The following is a 14,658-nucleotide window of genomic DNA, read 5'->3' on the forward strand; positions in this document are numbered from 1 at the left end:
GATCCCGGGAACTTAAACCCGGGCACGGGTCCTGCCCCGCTGAAGCAGGTTCGGGGTGCGCCGGGCAGGAACCTGAGGCGCCGCGGCGTATGGGGGAGGCAGAAGGACGGCGGTACGATGCGCCTTGCAATTCGTCTCCATCCGGAAGTGGCCGGCACCCGGCTCCCCGTACACTACAACGAGTACGTCCAGGCCCTGATCTACACCCACCTCGACCAGCACTTGGCCCGGACCCTGCACGAGGAGGGTATTGCCGAGGGCAAGCGTCACCTGAAGCTCTTCACCTTCTCGCGCCTGCTGGGGCCGTGTCGGGTGCGGGGAGGTTGGCTTGAGCCGCTGGGCTCCCTGCGTCTCGTGGTGGCCTCCCCCATGATTCCCTTCCTGGAGTCCTTTGCCTTCCACCTCGTCACCAACTCCGACCTGCGCCTGGGCCCGGCCCGCTTTACCGTGGAGGCCGTGGAGGTAGAGCTCCAGCAACCCTACCGGCGCCCCGTGCTGCTGCGGGCTCTCTCGCCCATCGTGGTCTACAGCACCCTCCAGACCGCCGACGGCCGCAAGAAGACCTACTACTACGCGCCCCAGGAGCCCGAGTTCGAGCGCCTGGTGCTTTCAAACCTCCGCCGCAAGGTGCGCGCTTGGACCGGGGAGGACCTCCCCGAAGACGGCGCCTCCTTCCGGCCCGTGCGGGTCGATGCCCGGAACCAGCACATCGTGCTCTACAAGGGCACCGTGATCAAGGGCTGGACTGGGGTCTACGAACTCTCCGCCCCCGAACCCTACTTCCGCATGGCTTTGGATGCAGGGCTTGGGTCCAAGAACAGCCAGGGGTTTGGGTGCGTGGAGGTGTGGGAGCCGGCGGAGCGAAGGCGCCGATCGTGAGCTCGCAGGAGGTCCAAGATGAACCCTCAGCAGTTGCTCCAGGCGTTCCGGGAGGAATTCGCCGAGCTTCTCCTCCGTGCGGACTACCTCCTTGCAGACACCCGCATCCCCTGGGTATCCCTCTACGACCACCTAGCGCTCACGGCCGGATTTGCGGCCGCCTTCGCCGAGGAGCTCCTGCGGCGCGGGAGGGCTCCGGCGGAAGTGTGTAGGGAGGATCTGCCGGCTTCTGAACTGCGTGTGCTTGCCTGCCTCTGTGGTCTCTTACACGATCTGGGGAAAGCCCGCACCGGCGAGACCGAATACCGCTTTCACGTCCGGCGGGGTGTAGAGTACGCCCGGGAGTGGCTTGGCGCGAAAGGAGTGGAGGACCACCTCCTCGAGATCATCCTGGGTGCAGTTGCACGCCACCATCTACGAGACGGGCCACAGACGGTTCTGGAGAAGCTGGTCTGCTTGGCTGATAGCTACGCATCTGCCGGCGACCGCCCTGAACTTGCTCGGGCCCGCACGGCCGGCGAATTCCAGAGGCTTGCGGAAGAAACGCTCAGGCTGGAGCAAGAACTCTTCGGTCCTGACAAGCCTGTCTGCCTCCTCCTGGGCGATGCCGACGCCATCAAAGGCTATGTGTACGAAACGAGCGCGCTCCCCGAGATCCGGGGCGCAAGCGAAATCTTCCAGGAACTGGAGGAGAAAGTCCGCACGCTGTTTGCGGAACGGCTCTGCGAGGAAGCCCTCATCTACTGCGGTGGAGGGGGATTCCTTGCCGTCGTGCCCGCCAGCCAGGCTCAAGAGCTCAAGCGGGAGATCGAGCGGCTCTATCGGGAGAAAACCACCATTGCCACCATCACGGTGGTCTCCTCCGACCCCATCGGGTATGCCGACATCGGGCGGGGGCTTGCACCCTACGACAACGCCCAAGTGCAAGCACTTCCCGGAAGCGGCGTTGCTGCCGACCTGCTCTTCAGCCACTTCGAGGCGCTGCTCAAGGACCGCACCAAGCGCAAGAACTTCGGCGAACTAGTCTCCGGGCTCACAGGCAGGCTCCAGCAAGAGAAGCGGGCAAAGCTCACGGCTCCGTTTCTAGAGACCCTGTCCGTCCATCGGCGGTGCGAATCCTGCGGCAAGCGGGCGGCAGAAACACACGACGAAGTTCGGGATGAGTGGATTTGTGTGATCTGCCAGCAGAAGCGAGCAAAAGGCAGGCAGGAGCGCTGGCGGTCTCGTAGGGAGTTCGTCGATTGGGCTCAAGAGCGCGGGATCAGCGTTTCTGGAAAATCCCCGGCGGATCTGGACACCCTGGCTGGCTCAGATGGGCGGATCGCTCTGCTCTACGCCGATGGCAACAACATGGGCGATCTGCTGCAACTGATGCCCTCGCCCGCTTCGTACCGGCACTTCTCCCGGGTGCTGGAGCGCGCCACTCAGGATGCGCTCTTCTCGGCGATTGTGTCTGTATTCGGCGAGAAGCAGCTGGCGGACTCAAACAAGCCCTTGCCCTTTGAGATCATCGCCCTGGGCGGGGATGACATCGTGGTCATCGTGCCTGCGCGCTATGGCTGGGCGCTGGCGCTCCATGTGCTCCATGAGTTTGCGCGTCATCCTGGCATTCAGGAGCTGGAAGGTGAGGTCAGGGAACGGCTCAAGGATGCCCTGCGCCGACCGGTGGTGCTGAGCCTTTCTGCTGGACTGGCCATCGCCGATGTGAAATACCCGGTGAGCTTCCTCTTCGGGCTCGCCGAAGGGCTGCTCAAAGAGGCCAAGCGACTGGCGCGGGAAACCCGGACAAGCACGCTCTGCCATCTCTGGCTACGGGCGCCAGTTCTTTCCGAAAGCGCAAAGGACATGCTCGAAGCGCTTTACAAACGCCCCGAGGAGCAGAGACAGAGATGGCTCACTGCGCGCCCCTACACGCTGGAGCAGGCCCGGCGTTTGACCCAGATCGCCCAGCAGCTGGCAGATGTCCCTGCTGCCCAACGGCGCACGCTGGCGGAAGCGCTCGAGAAGGGGGTTCATGTGTCGCTCAACTACGCCCTCTACTACGCCCTCTACCAGGCGGCGCGAGACCGGGAGTCGGTCCGGCAGCAGCTGCAGCACGCCTTCCAGCAGCTGGGCACCCTTCTGAACAGCAGCCCCAACGCGCAGGGAATGTGGTTCTGGCGCCAGGAGCAGAACGCTGAGTGGCGCACCTCTCTTCTGGATGCGCTCGAACTCATTGAACTGGACGCCCACGGGTATCCCATCCCGGAGGTTGCCCATGAGCGCACGGCTTGAAGTCAGGCTCACGTTCCGCCTGCACTCTGGCATCCACGTGACTGGGGAGCAGGCGCAGCTCTGGACCGATAAAGCCCTGGTCCGGAGCTGGAAGGACCCTGGGCACCCAGTTCTGCCAGCCACCACACTCAAGGGCTGGCTGCGGGAGAGCGCTGAGCGGCTGCTTCGGGGATTGGGGCAACCGGCGTGCGATGGCTCCCGTCCCGGAGCAATGTGTGGGTTGTGCTTGGTCTGCGAGCTTTTTGGGGCGCCCCGCAGGCGCTCTACCTTGCGCTTTTCGGATGCAGTACTTGCGGAGAGCAGAACAGACGTGCGCATGAACGTCTCGCTCAGCCGACACCGCAAGACGGCCTATGAAGAGCGGCTCTTCTCCACCGAGGTCGCCTGGCAGAAGGAGCTTACGGCACACATCGAGGGCTGGTTCGGTTCGCGAGCAGAAGCCCAACAGGCGGCTGCCCTCTTGTATGTAGCGGCAAGAGCTGGCTTTGCCATCGGTGCGGCGCGCTCCCGAGGGCTGGGCTGGCTGAAGCTTAAGGCGTTTACGGCGAGCGTGGACGGTAAGGAGCTTTCCGATGAGGACCTTGTTGCGCAGAGCAAAGCCCTCGTATCCCAGACGGAGAGCCGAGCATGATGGAATACTTTTTCTGCCTCACACCGGAAAAGCCTCTACGCACAGGCACCCTCAAGACCCGAGGGGACTATCTGGACACACGGGACTACCTGCCCGGCAGCGTCCTACGGGGCGCCTTGGCCGAGTGGCTCAGACTCCAGGGCAAAGAAAGCCAGATCGTCCCGACGGTGCAGAAGGTGCGCTTTGGGAATTTCTTCCCCAGCGTCTCGGAGTCCGTGTGGGTGTTGCCCTTCCCCATGACGGCGCTGGAGTGCAAGCTTCACGGGGGCTTCCGGCGTATCCCCAAGGGAACGCAGGAAAAACCCGGGCACGGCATCCGGGATAGCCTTCTGATTGCGCTGGCGTATTCAGAACTGGAGCGGCAGGGAGCCCGCTTCCCTGTGCCTATGCTCCTGCGTTGCACTCATGAAGCTGCTGGGCAGCGATGCGGCGGTCGCATGGAGCGAGTGAGTGGGAGCGGGTTTTATGCGGCTCTTCCCGAAGGCTGGAGGATCGTGAAAGTTGACAAGGCACTTCAGACGAAGGTGGCGCTCAGCCGCCACCGCCGCGCCGCCCAGGAAGGGATGCTCTACCGGGTGATCGGTGTGCGCCCGACACACTGCTTCGTCGGGCGGCTCTGGACCGGGGACAACGCGGTTCTGGGAGAGCTTCAGAAGGCGGTGGAGCACGTGGGCATCGGCGCCCTGACCACCCGGGGTTTTGGCACGGCACGCCTGAAAGAGACCGAACCTCGCCTGGATCCCATTGCGGAGCGCCTCCGAACCTTCAACGAGAAGCTCCGGGAGGTGTGGCGCGACCTAGCGGCGCTCGCCCGGCAGGTGGGCAGCTCCGTTCCGGATGCGCCGTCCGGAACCTACTTCAGCGTGGACCTGCTGGCGCCCGCCGTTCTCCGTGATCCGCAGGGACTGCCCACGCTCCGGCTTCATCTGGAGTTCAACGGACAGCTACTGGAGCCTGTGTTCTGGGCAACGCAGCCCGTCTTTGTGGGGGGATTTTCGCCGGCGTGGGGGCTTCCGAAACCGACTCACCTGGGTGCAGCGATGGGGAGCGTGTATGTGTTCCGCGTGGAGGCCTCCCCGGATGCTCTTGTTCCGTTTCTCGAAGACCTTGAAGCCCGCGGTGTGGGCATCCGCACCGACGAAGGCTTGGGCGAAATCCTCGTCTGCCATCCGTTCCATAAGGAGGTGATGCCGGTATGAGCGCCGAAGCAAAGGTTTTACAGCAGATTGAGCACAGCCTCGACGACATCGTGCGGAAGGCAGAGTCCTGTGTTACAGGAACGCGTGCGGCGAGCTTAGACCTTGAGGAATCGCAGCTGCGCAACCTTCAGAACCTGGCCTCGGCAACCGATTCCGTGTTGGCGCTGGAAAACTTCATCGGCTACCAGATGGGACGCAAAAAGATCCCCGCTGAGGTGGGGCGCCAGATTCTGGAGGATATGCGAGAGCTAAGTCAGATGGCAGAGCAAATTGCCCAAAAGGACTCTGCTTTGCTGCGCCGGGTGTGGATGGAGCTCATCCGCCTCTATCTGGGCTTTCTGGTGCGGAAGTTCGTAGCGGAGCGGAAGGGCTGAGCAACATGGGAGTGCGAGAGAAATACGCGCATCTGCCATCCTTGAGAAGGGGTTTCCGGCTTTCGGGGCTCGATGCCCTCTTCGCTCGTCACCCGGTGCGGCTTGTCTACCTGTTCGGCTCGGCAGCCCGTATGCCGGAGGAGGCAGAAGATGTGGACTTGGCGCTCTTGCCCGCCCCGGACTTCCGCTTCCAGCCGTTCTATGCGGAGCTTTCCGAAGCGCTCGGCACCGACCGATTGGACCTGGTGGAGCTTCCCCAAGCGCCTCTCTGGCTGCGGGAGGAGATCATGCGCACGGGAATCTGCCTCTACGAGCGAGAGTCGGGCGAACGGATGCGCTGGGAAGCCGCTACGCGAGCACTTCTCCGGGAGGAAGGTCTCCGGACGCTTCGGAAAAAAGAGGACGCCATGGGACTGAACCGCGCCTTCATCGCCGCAGCGCTGGAGCAGCTCCAGAAGGTCAGTGCGGAGCTGGCGAAATATCGAACCGTAACCCTGCTGGAGCTAGAGACCAATCTGAGCCTCCGCTGGACAGTGGAGCGAGGGCTCCTGGCGGGATTGACGCTGATTTTCCAGCTTGCCGACCACATTCTCGCCGAGCACTTCCGAAGGAAGCCGGAAACGTACGAGGCGCTTTTGCGAGAGCCGTGCTCGGTGGGTGTGATCTCCCAATCCCTGTACGCTTCCCTGCGCGGAGCGGGAGGGTTTCGGAACGTGCTCGTGCACGAATACGTGCAGATTGACCTCCGGCATGTGCTCGAAGCCCTCCAGCAGGCCCCGGAACGGTACTCTCTGTTTGCCCGAGAAATTGCCGTGTGGCTGGAAAAGCAGAGGGAGGGATAGCCCATGCACTCGTTCTGGCATTTCGAGAACCGCTGGCTCATCACGGCGACCCTGCGGATGAAGACCGCCCTCTCCGTGGGCGCCCGCGCGTCGCTCATGCCCACAGGCTCTGATCTTCCTGTCATCAAGACCCCGGAGGGCATTCCCTTCATCCCGGGCTCCTCGCTCAAAGGCGTGGTGCGGGCATATGTGGAGCGGCTTTTGCGAACGATGGACGAGCTCAAGCAGACCCATCGCGGGGAACGGCTCTGGGCGTGCGATCCCCTGGATGACGCACAGCGCTGTGTTTCGGGAGAGCGCAAGAAGACGCTCTGGGAGGAGGCTCAGGAAGATGATGCGCGTTTTACCGAACTCCTCTGGCAGCACTCCTGCACCGCCTGCCGGCTCTTCGGCTCCCCCTGGCTGGCGTCGCGGATCTCGTTTCAGGATGCCATGTTGACGAACCGAGACAGTCTGATTCGACTCACAGAAGTCCGCGACGGTGTAGGCATTGACCGCGACCTGGGCTCTGCCAAGCCAAAGATCAAATACGACTTTGAGACTGTGCCCGCAGGAGCGGAGTTCGGCATCACCATCGTGGTGGAAAACGCCGAGGAATGGGAAGTGGGGCTGTTGCTCCTGGCGCTGGAAGCCATGCGGAAGGGCGAACTGCCTGTGGGCGGCAAGACTACCCGCGGTCCCGGCTGGGGCGAACTGGTAGAACTCACCATTCGGAAAATCGGCAGAGAGAACCTGTTGGACTACCTGACGGGCGCCGGTCAGCCTCCTGCCGTTTCGCATTCGGAGCTTCTGCAGGGACTTGTAGCAGCCCTGAAGGAAGGAGGGAGCCATGCATAAGCGCCGCTGGAATGCGCTGAAGCTGGATCTTCGGATCGAGCCTCGCGCTCCGCTTCTCATCAAGTCGGGACTGGCTTCGCCCAATCCTTCGCTCCCTGATATGCAGTTCGTGCGCACGATGACGCCCGAGGGCGAGACCGTCTTCATCCCCGGCTCTTCGCTCAAAGGGACGTTTCGGAGCTTTACAGAGAAGGTGCTGCGCACGGTGAAGGCCAATGGTGCCTGCGAGCCATTCCCTTCCAGTCCAGACTACTGCGGTCGCCGGCTGGGAGGCGAAGAGGATCCCGCACGGATTTATCAGCAGTCCTGCCGCGCCTGCAAGATTTACGGCAACACCCGCCTGCGGGGGCGGCTCTCCTTCACAGATGCTTTCCCCGAGGGTGCGGTCAAGACCGAAACCCGCTACGGCGTGGCGATCTCGCGGCTGACCAATGCGGTCGTTCCTGGAGCGCTTTACGAGACAGAGGTGCTCGTACAGGGACGGTTCCTCACCTCGCTTGTGCTGGAGAACTTTGAGGTCTGGCAGGTGGGGCTCCTGGCGCTGACGCTTCAGGCGATCAACGACGGGCTTGTGAAACTGGGCTTCGGCAAGAACCGGGGCTTCGGCGAGGTTTCCATGACCGTGGAGCAAGCCATCGTGGAGATGGCAAAACACCCTGATCTTCCCCGAAATGCGCTCTGGGGCGTGGGCGCGTTTGTGGAGGAGTCGGAGCGCAGTCGCTACGGGCTTCAACCCAATGACCGGCTGGAAGAGCTTCCCGAGGGGACCGAGGCGGATCTTGCAGTCTTCCTCCGGCGCACCTACACCCAGGAAGCCTGGAAGCAGATCGCCGAGAAGGCGATCGCATCCATCGCACAGACCTTGGAGGCGGCATGAAGCAGGGCTGGGTCTATTCGGGCGTGCTCGGTGCGGAAGAGCTTCGGCAGCTCATCGAAAGCATCCCCGGACGGGTGCTCCTGAGCTGGGGGCTTGCACGGCTCGATTTCCCGAATGTCTTGGAACTCCGGGATGCCGGCTGTGCCTTCAACCACGAAGCGGAGATTCGCTGGGAGAAGGCAGCCGAGGGGCGCTATCGGGTCTGGGTGCTGAGCGACAGCGGGCGCAACGACCTGCCCGATGCCCTCAGGCTGGTCGAGGGCAATTGGGAAATCTCGGAGTGCACAACCCGACTGCTCAACCTGGAAGACAGGCGGTTTGCCCCGCAGTTTGCGTTCTACCCTGTGGTGAACGCCCCGGAAGCCCGCCTCAAGTGCCAGGTTTTCTATCGAGACAAGGTCGCAACCTTTGTCAGTCCACGGGAGGTAGAGAGCGATGCCCAGGAATCCGAACGCTGAGCCCAAGCCCTTCGTGCTGGTGGACATTCCCTCGGAAGCGCCGGAGCGTCGTTCGGTGGTGACACATGAGAAGTTTGCGGGGCTTACCGGACGGCTGGAGCTTTCCTTTACGGTGGAGTCGGCGTATCTCTTCGTGGGCTCCGGGGCGTACGAATTCGACCCAAATCACGGGAATCGGCGCCCCGATGTGTGGTACACCTTCTACCGTCGGAACGATCAGCTCTGCGTACCGGGCACAAGCCTCAAGGGTGCCATCCGGGCCATTGTGGAGGCGATCTCGAATTCGTGTGTGTCGCAACGGCATCGTAGGGAAAACGTGCGTTCCAGCCATCATCAGCCCTGCCGGTTTCGTGACGAGAAAAGCCCACTCTGTCCGGCGTGCCGCTTGTTTGGGACGACCGGTTATCGGGGTCGGGTGCATTTCACCGATTTCCTGCTGCAGGGAGAAGCGCAGCCTGAGGTGGTGAAAATCGGCGAGCTCTGGGAGCCCAAGCGCTTTGACCCATCCAAGCGCCGCTTCTATGCGCGCAAGACATTTCAGCCTGTGGGGAATCCTGCTCCTCAGCAGGGCTTTCGCTTCGTAGAAGCGGTGCGGAGAGAAGCGAAGTTTCGCGGTGCTCTCCTGTTTGAGAACCTAAGCGAAGCGGAGTTGGGATTACTCCTGTATGCGCTCGGATGGGAGCTAGCAGAGGGGTCCGTACAGATTGCCTTTGCCCCCAAGCTGGGTGGGGCCAAGCCTCGGTGCTTCGGCTCGGTGGCGTTTCGCCCTGTGCGGTTGCGGCTCTGGAGCAGAGACAAGGGGAAAGCAACGAGCGCAAGCGTGAAGGACTTGCTTCGTCCGCAAGAGGTGCAGGGACGGGAAGTGCTTTCGCTCCTTGCCCGGTACCTACAGGCGTGTCAAGACAGCGGACTTCTGCATAAGCCATCCTGGAGCGCGCTGAAAGCAGGTTTTGAGCCGAAAGATGAACGGTGCCCCCGGGAGGTGTACTGATGACGACAGACGAGAAGGTCGAGCTAGCGCGTCAGCTTGCCGAACGATTGGGCGGTCTGCGGCGGACCGAGTGGGAACGGTGGACGCAGTATGCCGCGCGCCGAGGGTTGGACAAGGCAATTCAGCTCGCCCGTTCGATGGCGAGTTCTCCGGCGCTTCGTCCTGACCCTCAGCGGGCAGCGAGAATTATCGCTGCTGCCATACAGGAATGGCGCTCACGCCTGTCCCCGCTGTCGAGAGAAGATTTGACGGAAGTATTCGGGTATACCAGCCGCTTTCTGGTATGGTTTGCGGCAAGCGGAGGTCGCCATGAAGAAAGTCCTCCTCGCCACGCTGGGGGAAGCCCCGGCCGTCGTCACGGAAGCCGTTGACCGCCTGCGGGCGGAGGGCATTTTCGTTGATTCCGTGGTCGTGCTGACTACCAAAGATACCGGCGCAAAGAGCGCTCTTGAACTTTTATCCGAGCATCTGCCGAGTTACTACCAGCCCAAAGTGACGCTTCTGGATGCCCGTGTTCTGGGGACCTTCTACGATGTGGACTCTGACGCCGCCGCCCTGGAGTTCATGAATCATGCCTGCGGCGCCCTGAGGGACTACCGCAAGAAGGGCTGGGAAGTCTACGCCTGCATCGCCGGCGGGCGCAAGGCGATGGCGGCGCTCCTGGCACTGGCGGTGCAGTTCTACGGCGCTCAGCGCCTGTTCCATGTGCTGGTGGATGATCCAGAACTCGAAGAGGAAGGGCACATCCTCAAGCTCAGAAACAAGAGCCGAGAGGAGCAGAATTGAGCGCTCCATCCGCCGGTCGAACAGATCAAGCTGGTGAATCTGCCCTTCATTGGGCTATTTCCGCTCTTGGGAGAAATCGTTGCTGGTCTCAAAGGCAGCTCGGTGCGCGCCGAGGTTCGAGGGCTTCTTGAGCAAAACGGACTGCTCGTGGCTGGTGGACCAACTGCTCTGGGGCGGATGGTCTTGCAGGTGCTCGAAAGCGTGGAGGCCCTTCCGGAGCCCCGCGACGGTGACTGTGATGTGAGACTGAATCGGAAGGAGCCTAAGGAAGCCGAGGAAACCAAAAAGTGGGCAGATCGTCTAGCCAGCCGTTTCCTCTTCGTCGAGCGCATCGAAGACATCGGCTGGCGGGAAGGACAGCCCAAGGTCAAGGCAGAACCGCCAAACGTGCTCGTTGTCTTTTTGCCGGGGCGGAGGGTCCTAGGCATCGGCTTTCAGCTCACGACCACGGCGCAAACCCCGGGGCAGCTCGAGCGTGCCCGCCAGGAAGTCGAGCGTTGGATTGAAAAGGAGGTGCGATGACCACCCTGCTTACCTTCCTCGGCACCGGACGGTACGAAACTGTTACCTACACGTGGGAGGGTAAGGCAGCACAGCCCACGCATCTTTTTCCCTTGGCGGCTGACGCGCTCTTTGCCCCCGAAAAGGTGGTTGTCTTCCTGACATCTCAGGCACGGCAACACGAGAACTTCCGGGATTTGCAATCCCGGCTTCGAGAGAAGCTCCAACCCGTATCCATCCCCGAAGGACGCTCGCAGGACGAACTGTGGGAAATCTTCGGCCAGGTTGCAAACGCTGTGAAGGACGGGGAGACCGTCATCCTGGACATCACCCATGCCTTCCGGTCCATCCCGCTTATTGTTTTCAACGTAGCTGCCTACCTGCGGCGGACGAAAAATGTGACCATCGAGCACATCCTCTATGGCGCTTTTGAGGCTCGAGAGCCTTTCCGCATGCCGCCCCAACCGGAGGACCGCGTGCCCGTCTTCGACCTTGCGCCCCTGCTGGAGCTTCTGGACTGGACCAGCGGTGCGGAAGCCCTCCTCAAACGGGGCGATGCCGGGCTTATCGCTGAAAAAATGATCCAGACCCATCAGCGACTCTGGACAAAGGGGGCGGAAACCTCACAGAAACCCACCAAGCTCAAGCTCCTGGGACAGAAGTTGCAGAGCCTTTCGAAGGCTCTCCACTTGAGCCGTCCCCGGGAGGTCATGCCCCTGTCTGCAGAGCTGGTATCGCTGCTGAGCGATGCGCGGGAGGAATTCCAACAGTGGGCAAAGCCTTTTGCACTCATTGCAGACCAGATCCGACACGAGCTTGAACGATTTGCCTTTGGGACATCGGACGAGCTCAGCCAGCAGAGCCTGGAAAAACAGCTCCGGCTGGTGGAGTACTACCTGCAGAAAGGGCTCATCGTGCAGGCCGTTGCTCTTGCTCGCGAGTGGGTGGTCAACTGGGTCGCACTCCACTGCAAAGAGGGAGACTGGCGCGATGCACACTTCCGGGAAAATAAGTTGGAAGCAACTCTCAATGCCGCAGCCCGTCGCTCCCAGGGTAAGCAGGAAGAGCTCCCACCGTGGTGGAATGCCCTCCCTTTGGCAGACCGCTGTGCCGAGCTTTGGGACTGGTTGGGGGATTTGCGCAATGACCTAGCACATTGTGGAATGCGGACGAAAGCCGCCGGGATTGAGAGTATCTCCAGCCGTGCAAAGGAAATCCCCGAGCGCCTTCGGGCACTTTTGGAGCATGCGGGGGCACACTCCCTGCGTGGCGGTCGTCGTGTGCTAGACTTGAGCCAGCTCTACGGCGAACGCGCCCGATTGGACGAGCTGCCGGTCTACCTGGACCGCGCCCGGGCGCTTGCCGGCGAGGGCAATGAGGTCGTCCTCACCGGGCAGGCCCCGATCTGGCTGTACCTGGCCGTTGCCCACGCCCTCCACGGCAAGGCGCGCCGGCTCCTATATGCTTCGCCAGTGACGGGCGAGGTCTGTATTTTCGATCACACTCCCCGGTGAAGAGAGCCTATGGGTCAGGCTGGCACCGTCCCAACCATCCGCCTTTCGGCAGACCGCCCCACCAGCAACTTCTGGGTGGATACAGGGCTGGTGGTGCTCCTGGAGCAGTTCGGAGAGAGGGAGCATCCGGTACAGCAGGTGCTCGATTGGCTTCAGAGCCAGCTTCTTCAGTCCAGCGGCAACAAGGGCGAGTACTTCGACCAAGCCCTTGGACAAATTCGGGAATATGACAAGGTCAACTGGGTCTATCCGACAAACCTCTTCATCAAGGTCTCCGGGCAGGCGCCGAAGGTCAAAGTGGACGGCAAAGACTACTTCCTGCACCCACCCCGCTTTGAGCTGTCGCTCAAGCTCGGCAAAAAACCCGACACGTGCGACCTCTGCGGGGAGCGGGCACCGCTGACGGATGCCACCATGTGGATGTACCCCTTCGTGGTGGACCCGAGTAAGTTCGGCACCTTCTATCCGGGTACCAAGCGGGGGCTTCGGCTCTGCGCCCGTTGTGCCCTGGCGGGGCTTGCTGGATACCTCGGCTGGCTCTGGAAGGCGCAGGGGCGCGATGCGCTGCACTTTTTCATCTTCCACTCCGAGCTACGCGAGATGCGGCGCCTGCACCGAGAAGTGCTCGAACCTTTGCGCGTGAAGGGGGAGAAAGGGGGCACGGCGCCGGTGGCGTTTTCGGGTCCGTACGTGAACGAAACCACGCTTGGGTTGCTTCTCCATCTCTTCCAGCATGTGCGCCAGTCGGACGTGCTCCCAGATGATGCCCGCGAGCTTTTGGCGTCGCTCCTTGGGGCAACGGAGGCGGTGCCGCCTGCACCCATCACGCTCTACGCCGTCACGGGCACGCCTGGGCAAGCGTTTCAGATGAAGGCGCTGCGGGAGTTTTCCCGGCTCCAGCGCCTCTACCGGCTCTACGAAGGCTGGCTGGAGGTGATTGGCCAGCGCGGGATTGACCCAAACCCACACCAACGCTTGGTGCAGATCTGGAGCCAGTTCTGGGTGCAACAGGGACGGGAGCGAGAGTCCATTTGGCGCGAGCGCATTGCCTGGGCTATTTTGGAGTTTGGTGATCCCACACCCTTTGTGGAGCAGTTTCTCTTTGAAGCCCGGGCGCGGGAAGACCATCCGCGTCCTCTCGTGCCGGGTACCCTGGAAGTGCTCAATCGATACCTAAAGGAGGTCTTCGCCATGGACGAGCAATTTCTGCGAACCCTGGCAGGGTTCGGCCACTCTTTGGGCTCAACTGCCCAAAAACACAACGAGATGGGGCTTCTCTACGCCCTGCGCAACGCGAAAAACCCGGAGGATTTCTACCGGGTCTTGAACGATGCCCAGTTTCGGATTGAGGTTACCATTCCTGAGGCGCTCCTGCGCATCGAGAAGGGCGAACGCATCGCGGGTGCTCCGTGGGTGCGGGTGAAGACGCTGCTCTCCATCTATGCGATGAATGCGTATTTGCGGGGAGGGAGGGATGCCCAAGAAGCACAACCCTCTTACACGATGACGGGATGAACCATGCGCTTGCAGGTAGTGTACAGCTTAGACAACCCGAAGCTACCGGTAGAGTACCGGCGTGGATTTGCCTCACTTCTTAAGGAAGCAATCAAGCAGGCAAATCCCACGTGCTTTGAGCGCTACTATTTACGCTTGCATACGCTCAAACCCTTCACTTTTTCCCTATTCTTCCCGGAGTTGACTGGAAATGAAAGAGAGAATTTTCATGTTGGCTCCAAAGCAATACTCTCTTTCTCTACATTTTCCCCTGAGGTTATGGCTTCTGTCTATAATGGAGTCCTACAAATTCGTGAGTATCCCATCTTTGAAAACAAGATCCGGCTTTACAATGTATTTTTGAGGCCTCAAATTACCATTGTGAAAGACCGAGTGCAGTTCAAAACCCAGGCGCCGGTGCTCGTGAACACAAAGGGGAATCCGAACTGGTACCTGCTACCAGGCGAGGAAGGGTTTGAGGAAGGTCTAAACTTCTCCGTAAGGGAGCTCTGTCGGGTTTTTCTGGGGATGTCCGACGCCAGGGTGGAATTTCATCCGATTGCGATCCGCCGCAAGGTCGTGCGCCATTACAATATGCACATGCAGGGGTTTGTGGGTATTTTTGAATTGCGCGGTCAGCCCGAGGTGCTCAACCTCATTTACCAGGTCGGCCTGGGCGTCCGCCGCAGCCAGGGCTTCGGCATGCTGGAGCTGGTACAGACAAAAAGCCATAAACCTACGGAGGAACAAACCCATGAGTAGCCTTACGCTATACCCTTCCAACTGGCTCTATAACGCAGGCGTGATTGGGTTGCTCCAATCGGCTGAACATGTTGAGAAATTCGATGTTAAACCTTGGCTTAGAGAAGATGGATCTGTAAGCTTGCCATTGCCCTTCTTTTCAAAGCTTAACTCGGAAGAGCGTTATTTCGGACAGAATAAGATCTCATCAATCGTTGGCAAAAACAATCTTTACAGAAACTTTCTTCAATCAAATCAAA

The 14,658-nt window shown here is 61.1% G+C and carries 16 protein-coding genes; all 16 read left to right on the forward strand.

What is annotated here, in order from left to right:
• Positions 1 to 117 precede the first annotated feature (117 nt).
• Positions 118 to 879 carry a CRISPR-associated endoribonuclease Cas6 gene (gene cas6, locus QN206_08715; protein ID MDR7614888.1) on the forward strand — a complete coding sequence of 254 codons (762 nt, stop codon included), beginning with the start codon at positions 118 to 120 and terminating at the stop codon, positions 877 to 879.
• An 18-nt stretch (positions 880 to 897) separates the two neighbouring features.
• Positions 898 to 3,153 carry an HD domain-containing protein gene (locus QN206_08720; protein MDR7614889.1) on the forward strand — a complete coding sequence of 752 codons (2,256 nt, stop codon included), beginning with the start codon at positions 898 to 900 and terminating at the stop codon, positions 3,151 to 3,153.
• Positions 3,137 to 3,784, forward strand: coding sequence for an RAMP superfamily CRISPR-associated protein (locus QN206_08725; protein MDR7614890.1), 648 nt, complete (start codon positions 3,137 to 3,139; stop codon positions 3,782 to 3,784). Before QN206_08720 ends, QN206_08725 begins: the two co-directional genes overlap by 17 nt.
• The gene (csx10, locus tag QN206_08730) at positions 3,781 to 4,983 is read left to right on the forward strand and encodes a CRISPR-associated RAMP protein Csx10 (protein ID MDR7614891.1); all 1,203 of its coding nucleotides are present in this window, start codon (positions 3,781 to 3,783) and stop codon (positions 4,981 to 4,983) included. Before QN206_08725 ends, csx10 begins: the two co-directional genes overlap by 4 nt.
• Positions 4,980 to 5,357 (forward strand): hypothetical protein, encoded by a 378-nt coding sequence (locus QN206_08735; GenBank protein ID MDR7614892.1) that lies wholly within the window; start codon positions 4,980 to 4,982, stop codon positions 5,355 to 5,357. Before csx10 ends, QN206_08735 begins: the two co-directional genes overlap by 4 nt.
• 5 nt (positions 5,358 to 5,362) lie before the next feature.
• Positions 5,363 to 6,199: a DUF86 domain-containing protein gene (locus QN206_08740; GenBank protein MDR7614893.1), complete on the forward strand. Its 837-nt coding sequence runs from the start codon at positions 5,363 to 5,365 to the stop codon at positions 6,197 to 6,199.
• Positions 6,200 to 6,202: 3 nt separating this feature from the next.
• Positions 6,203 to 7,036 carry a CRISPR-associated RAMP protein Csx7 gene (gene csx7 / locus QN206_08745; protein MDR7614894.1) on the forward strand — a complete coding sequence of 278 codons (834 nt, stop codon included), beginning with the start codon at positions 6,203 to 6,205 and terminating at the stop codon, positions 7,034 to 7,036.
• Positions 7,029 to 7,913, forward strand: coding sequence for an RAMP superfamily CRISPR-associated protein (locus QN206_08750; protein ID MDR7614895.1), 885 nt, complete (start codon positions 7,029 to 7,031; stop codon positions 7,911 to 7,913). Before csx7 ends, QN206_08750 begins: the two co-directional genes overlap by 8 nt.
• On the forward strand, positions 7,910 to 8,371 hold the full coding sequence (locus QN206_08755; GenBank protein MDR7614896.1) for a hypothetical protein: 462 nt from the start codon (positions 7,910 to 7,912) through the stop codon (positions 8,369 to 8,371). The genes QN206_08750 and QN206_08755 overlap by 4 nt, the downstream gene beginning before the upstream one ends.
• Positions 8,349 to 9,362, forward strand: coding sequence for an RAMP superfamily CRISPR-associated protein (locus QN206_08760; GenBank protein ID MDR7614897.1), 1,014 nt, complete (start codon positions 8,349 to 8,351; stop codon positions 9,360 to 9,362). The genes QN206_08755 and QN206_08760 overlap by 23 nt, the downstream gene beginning before the upstream one ends.
• Positions 9,363 to 9,671: 309 nt before the next feature.
• Positions 9,672 to 10,148, forward strand: coding sequence for a CRISPR-associated protein Csx14 (locus QN206_08765; protein ID MDR7614898.1), 477 nt, complete (start codon positions 9,672 to 9,674; stop codon positions 10,146 to 10,148).
• A gap of 33 nt (positions 10,149 to 10,181) precedes the next feature.
• On the forward strand, positions 10,182 to 10,670 hold the full coding sequence (locus QN206_08770) for a hypothetical protein (GenBank protein MDR7614899.1): 489 nt from the start codon (positions 10,182 to 10,184) through the stop codon (positions 10,668 to 10,670).
• Complete coding sequence (gene csx2 / locus QN206_08775) at positions 10,667 to 12,163, forward strand: TIGR02221 family CRISPR-associated protein (protein MDR7614900.1); 1,497 nt, start codon at positions 10,667 to 10,669, stop codon at positions 12,161 to 12,163. The genes QN206_08770 and csx2 overlap by 4 nt, the downstream gene beginning before the upstream one ends.
• 9 nt (positions 12,164 to 12,172) lie before the next feature.
• Positions 12,173 to 13,678: a hypothetical protein gene (locus tag QN206_08780; protein ID MDR7614901.1), complete on the forward strand. Its 1,506-nt coding sequence runs from the start codon at positions 12,173 to 12,175 to the stop codon at positions 13,676 to 13,678.
• Between the two features lie 3 nt (positions 13,679 to 13,681).
• On the forward strand, positions 13,682 to 14,419 hold the full coding sequence (cas6, locus tag QN206_08785; protein MDR7614902.1) for a CRISPR-associated endoribonuclease Cas6: 738 nt from the start codon (positions 13,682 to 13,684) through the stop codon (positions 14,417 to 14,419).
• A partial coding sequence (locus tag QN206_08790) for a hypothetical protein (protein ID MDR7614903.1) occupies positions 14,412 to 14,658 on the forward strand: 247 nt, incomplete at its 3' end. The genes cas6 (QN206_08785) and QN206_08790, both read left to right, overlap by 8 nt.

This window comes from Armatimonadota bacterium (assembly GCA_031460175.1).
GTDB classification, from domain to species: Bacteria; Sysuimicrobiota; Sysuimicrobiia; order Sysuimicrobiales; family Sysuimicrobiaceae; genus Sysuimicrobium; species Sysuimicrobium tengchongense.

Coding starts and splice junctions, on each gene's coding strand:
- cas6 (MDR7614888.1), top strand. CDS start 118: ATGCGCCTTGCAATTCGTCTCCATCCGGAAGTGGCCGGCACCCGGCTC.
- QN206_08720 (MDR7614889.1), top strand. CDS start 898: ATGAACCCTCAGCAGTTGCTCCAGGCGTTCCGGGAGGAATTCGCCGAG.
- QN206_08725 (MDR7614890.1), top strand. CDS start 3,137: ATGAGCGCACGGCTTGAAGTCAGGCTCACGTTCCGCCTGCACTCTGGC.
- csx10 (MDR7614891.1), top strand. CDS start 3,781: ATGATGGAATACTTTTTCTGCCTCACACCGGAAAAGCCTCTACGCACA.
- QN206_08735 (MDR7614892.1), top strand. CDS start 4,980: ATGAGCGCCGAAGCAAAGGTTTTACAGCAGATTGAGCACAGCCTCGAC.
- QN206_08740 (MDR7614893.1), top strand. CDS start 5,363: ATGGGAGTGCGAGAGAAATACGCGCATCTGCCATCCTTGAGAAGGGGT.
- csx7 (MDR7614894.1), top strand. CDS start 6,203: ATGCACTCGTTCTGGCATTTCGAGAACCGCTGGCTCATCACGGCGACC.
- QN206_08750 (MDR7614895.1), top strand. CDS start 7,029: ATGCATAAGCGCCGCTGGAATGCGCTGAAGCTGGATCTTCGGATCGAG.
- QN206_08755 (MDR7614896.1), top strand. CDS start 7,910: ATGAAGCAGGGCTGGGTCTATTCGGGCGTGCTCGGTGCGGAAGAGCTT.
- QN206_08760 (MDR7614897.1), top strand. CDS start 8,349: ATGCCCAGGAATCCGAACGCTGAGCCCAAGCCCTTCGTGCTGGTGGAC.
- QN206_08765 (MDR7614898.1), top strand. CDS start 9,672: ATGAAGAAAGTCCTCCTCGCCACGCTGGGGGAAGCCCCGGCCGTCGTC.
- csx2 (MDR7614900.1), top strand. CDS start 10,667: ATGACCACCCTGCTTACCTTCCTCGGCACCGGACGGTACGAAACTGTT.
- QN206_08780 (MDR7614901.1), top strand. CDS start 12,173: ATGGGTCAGGCTGGCACCGTCCCAACCATCCGCCTTTCGGCAGACCGC.
- cas6 (MDR7614902.1), top strand. CDS start 13,682: ATGCGCTTGCAGGTAGTGTACAGCTTAGACAACCCGAAGCTACCGGTA.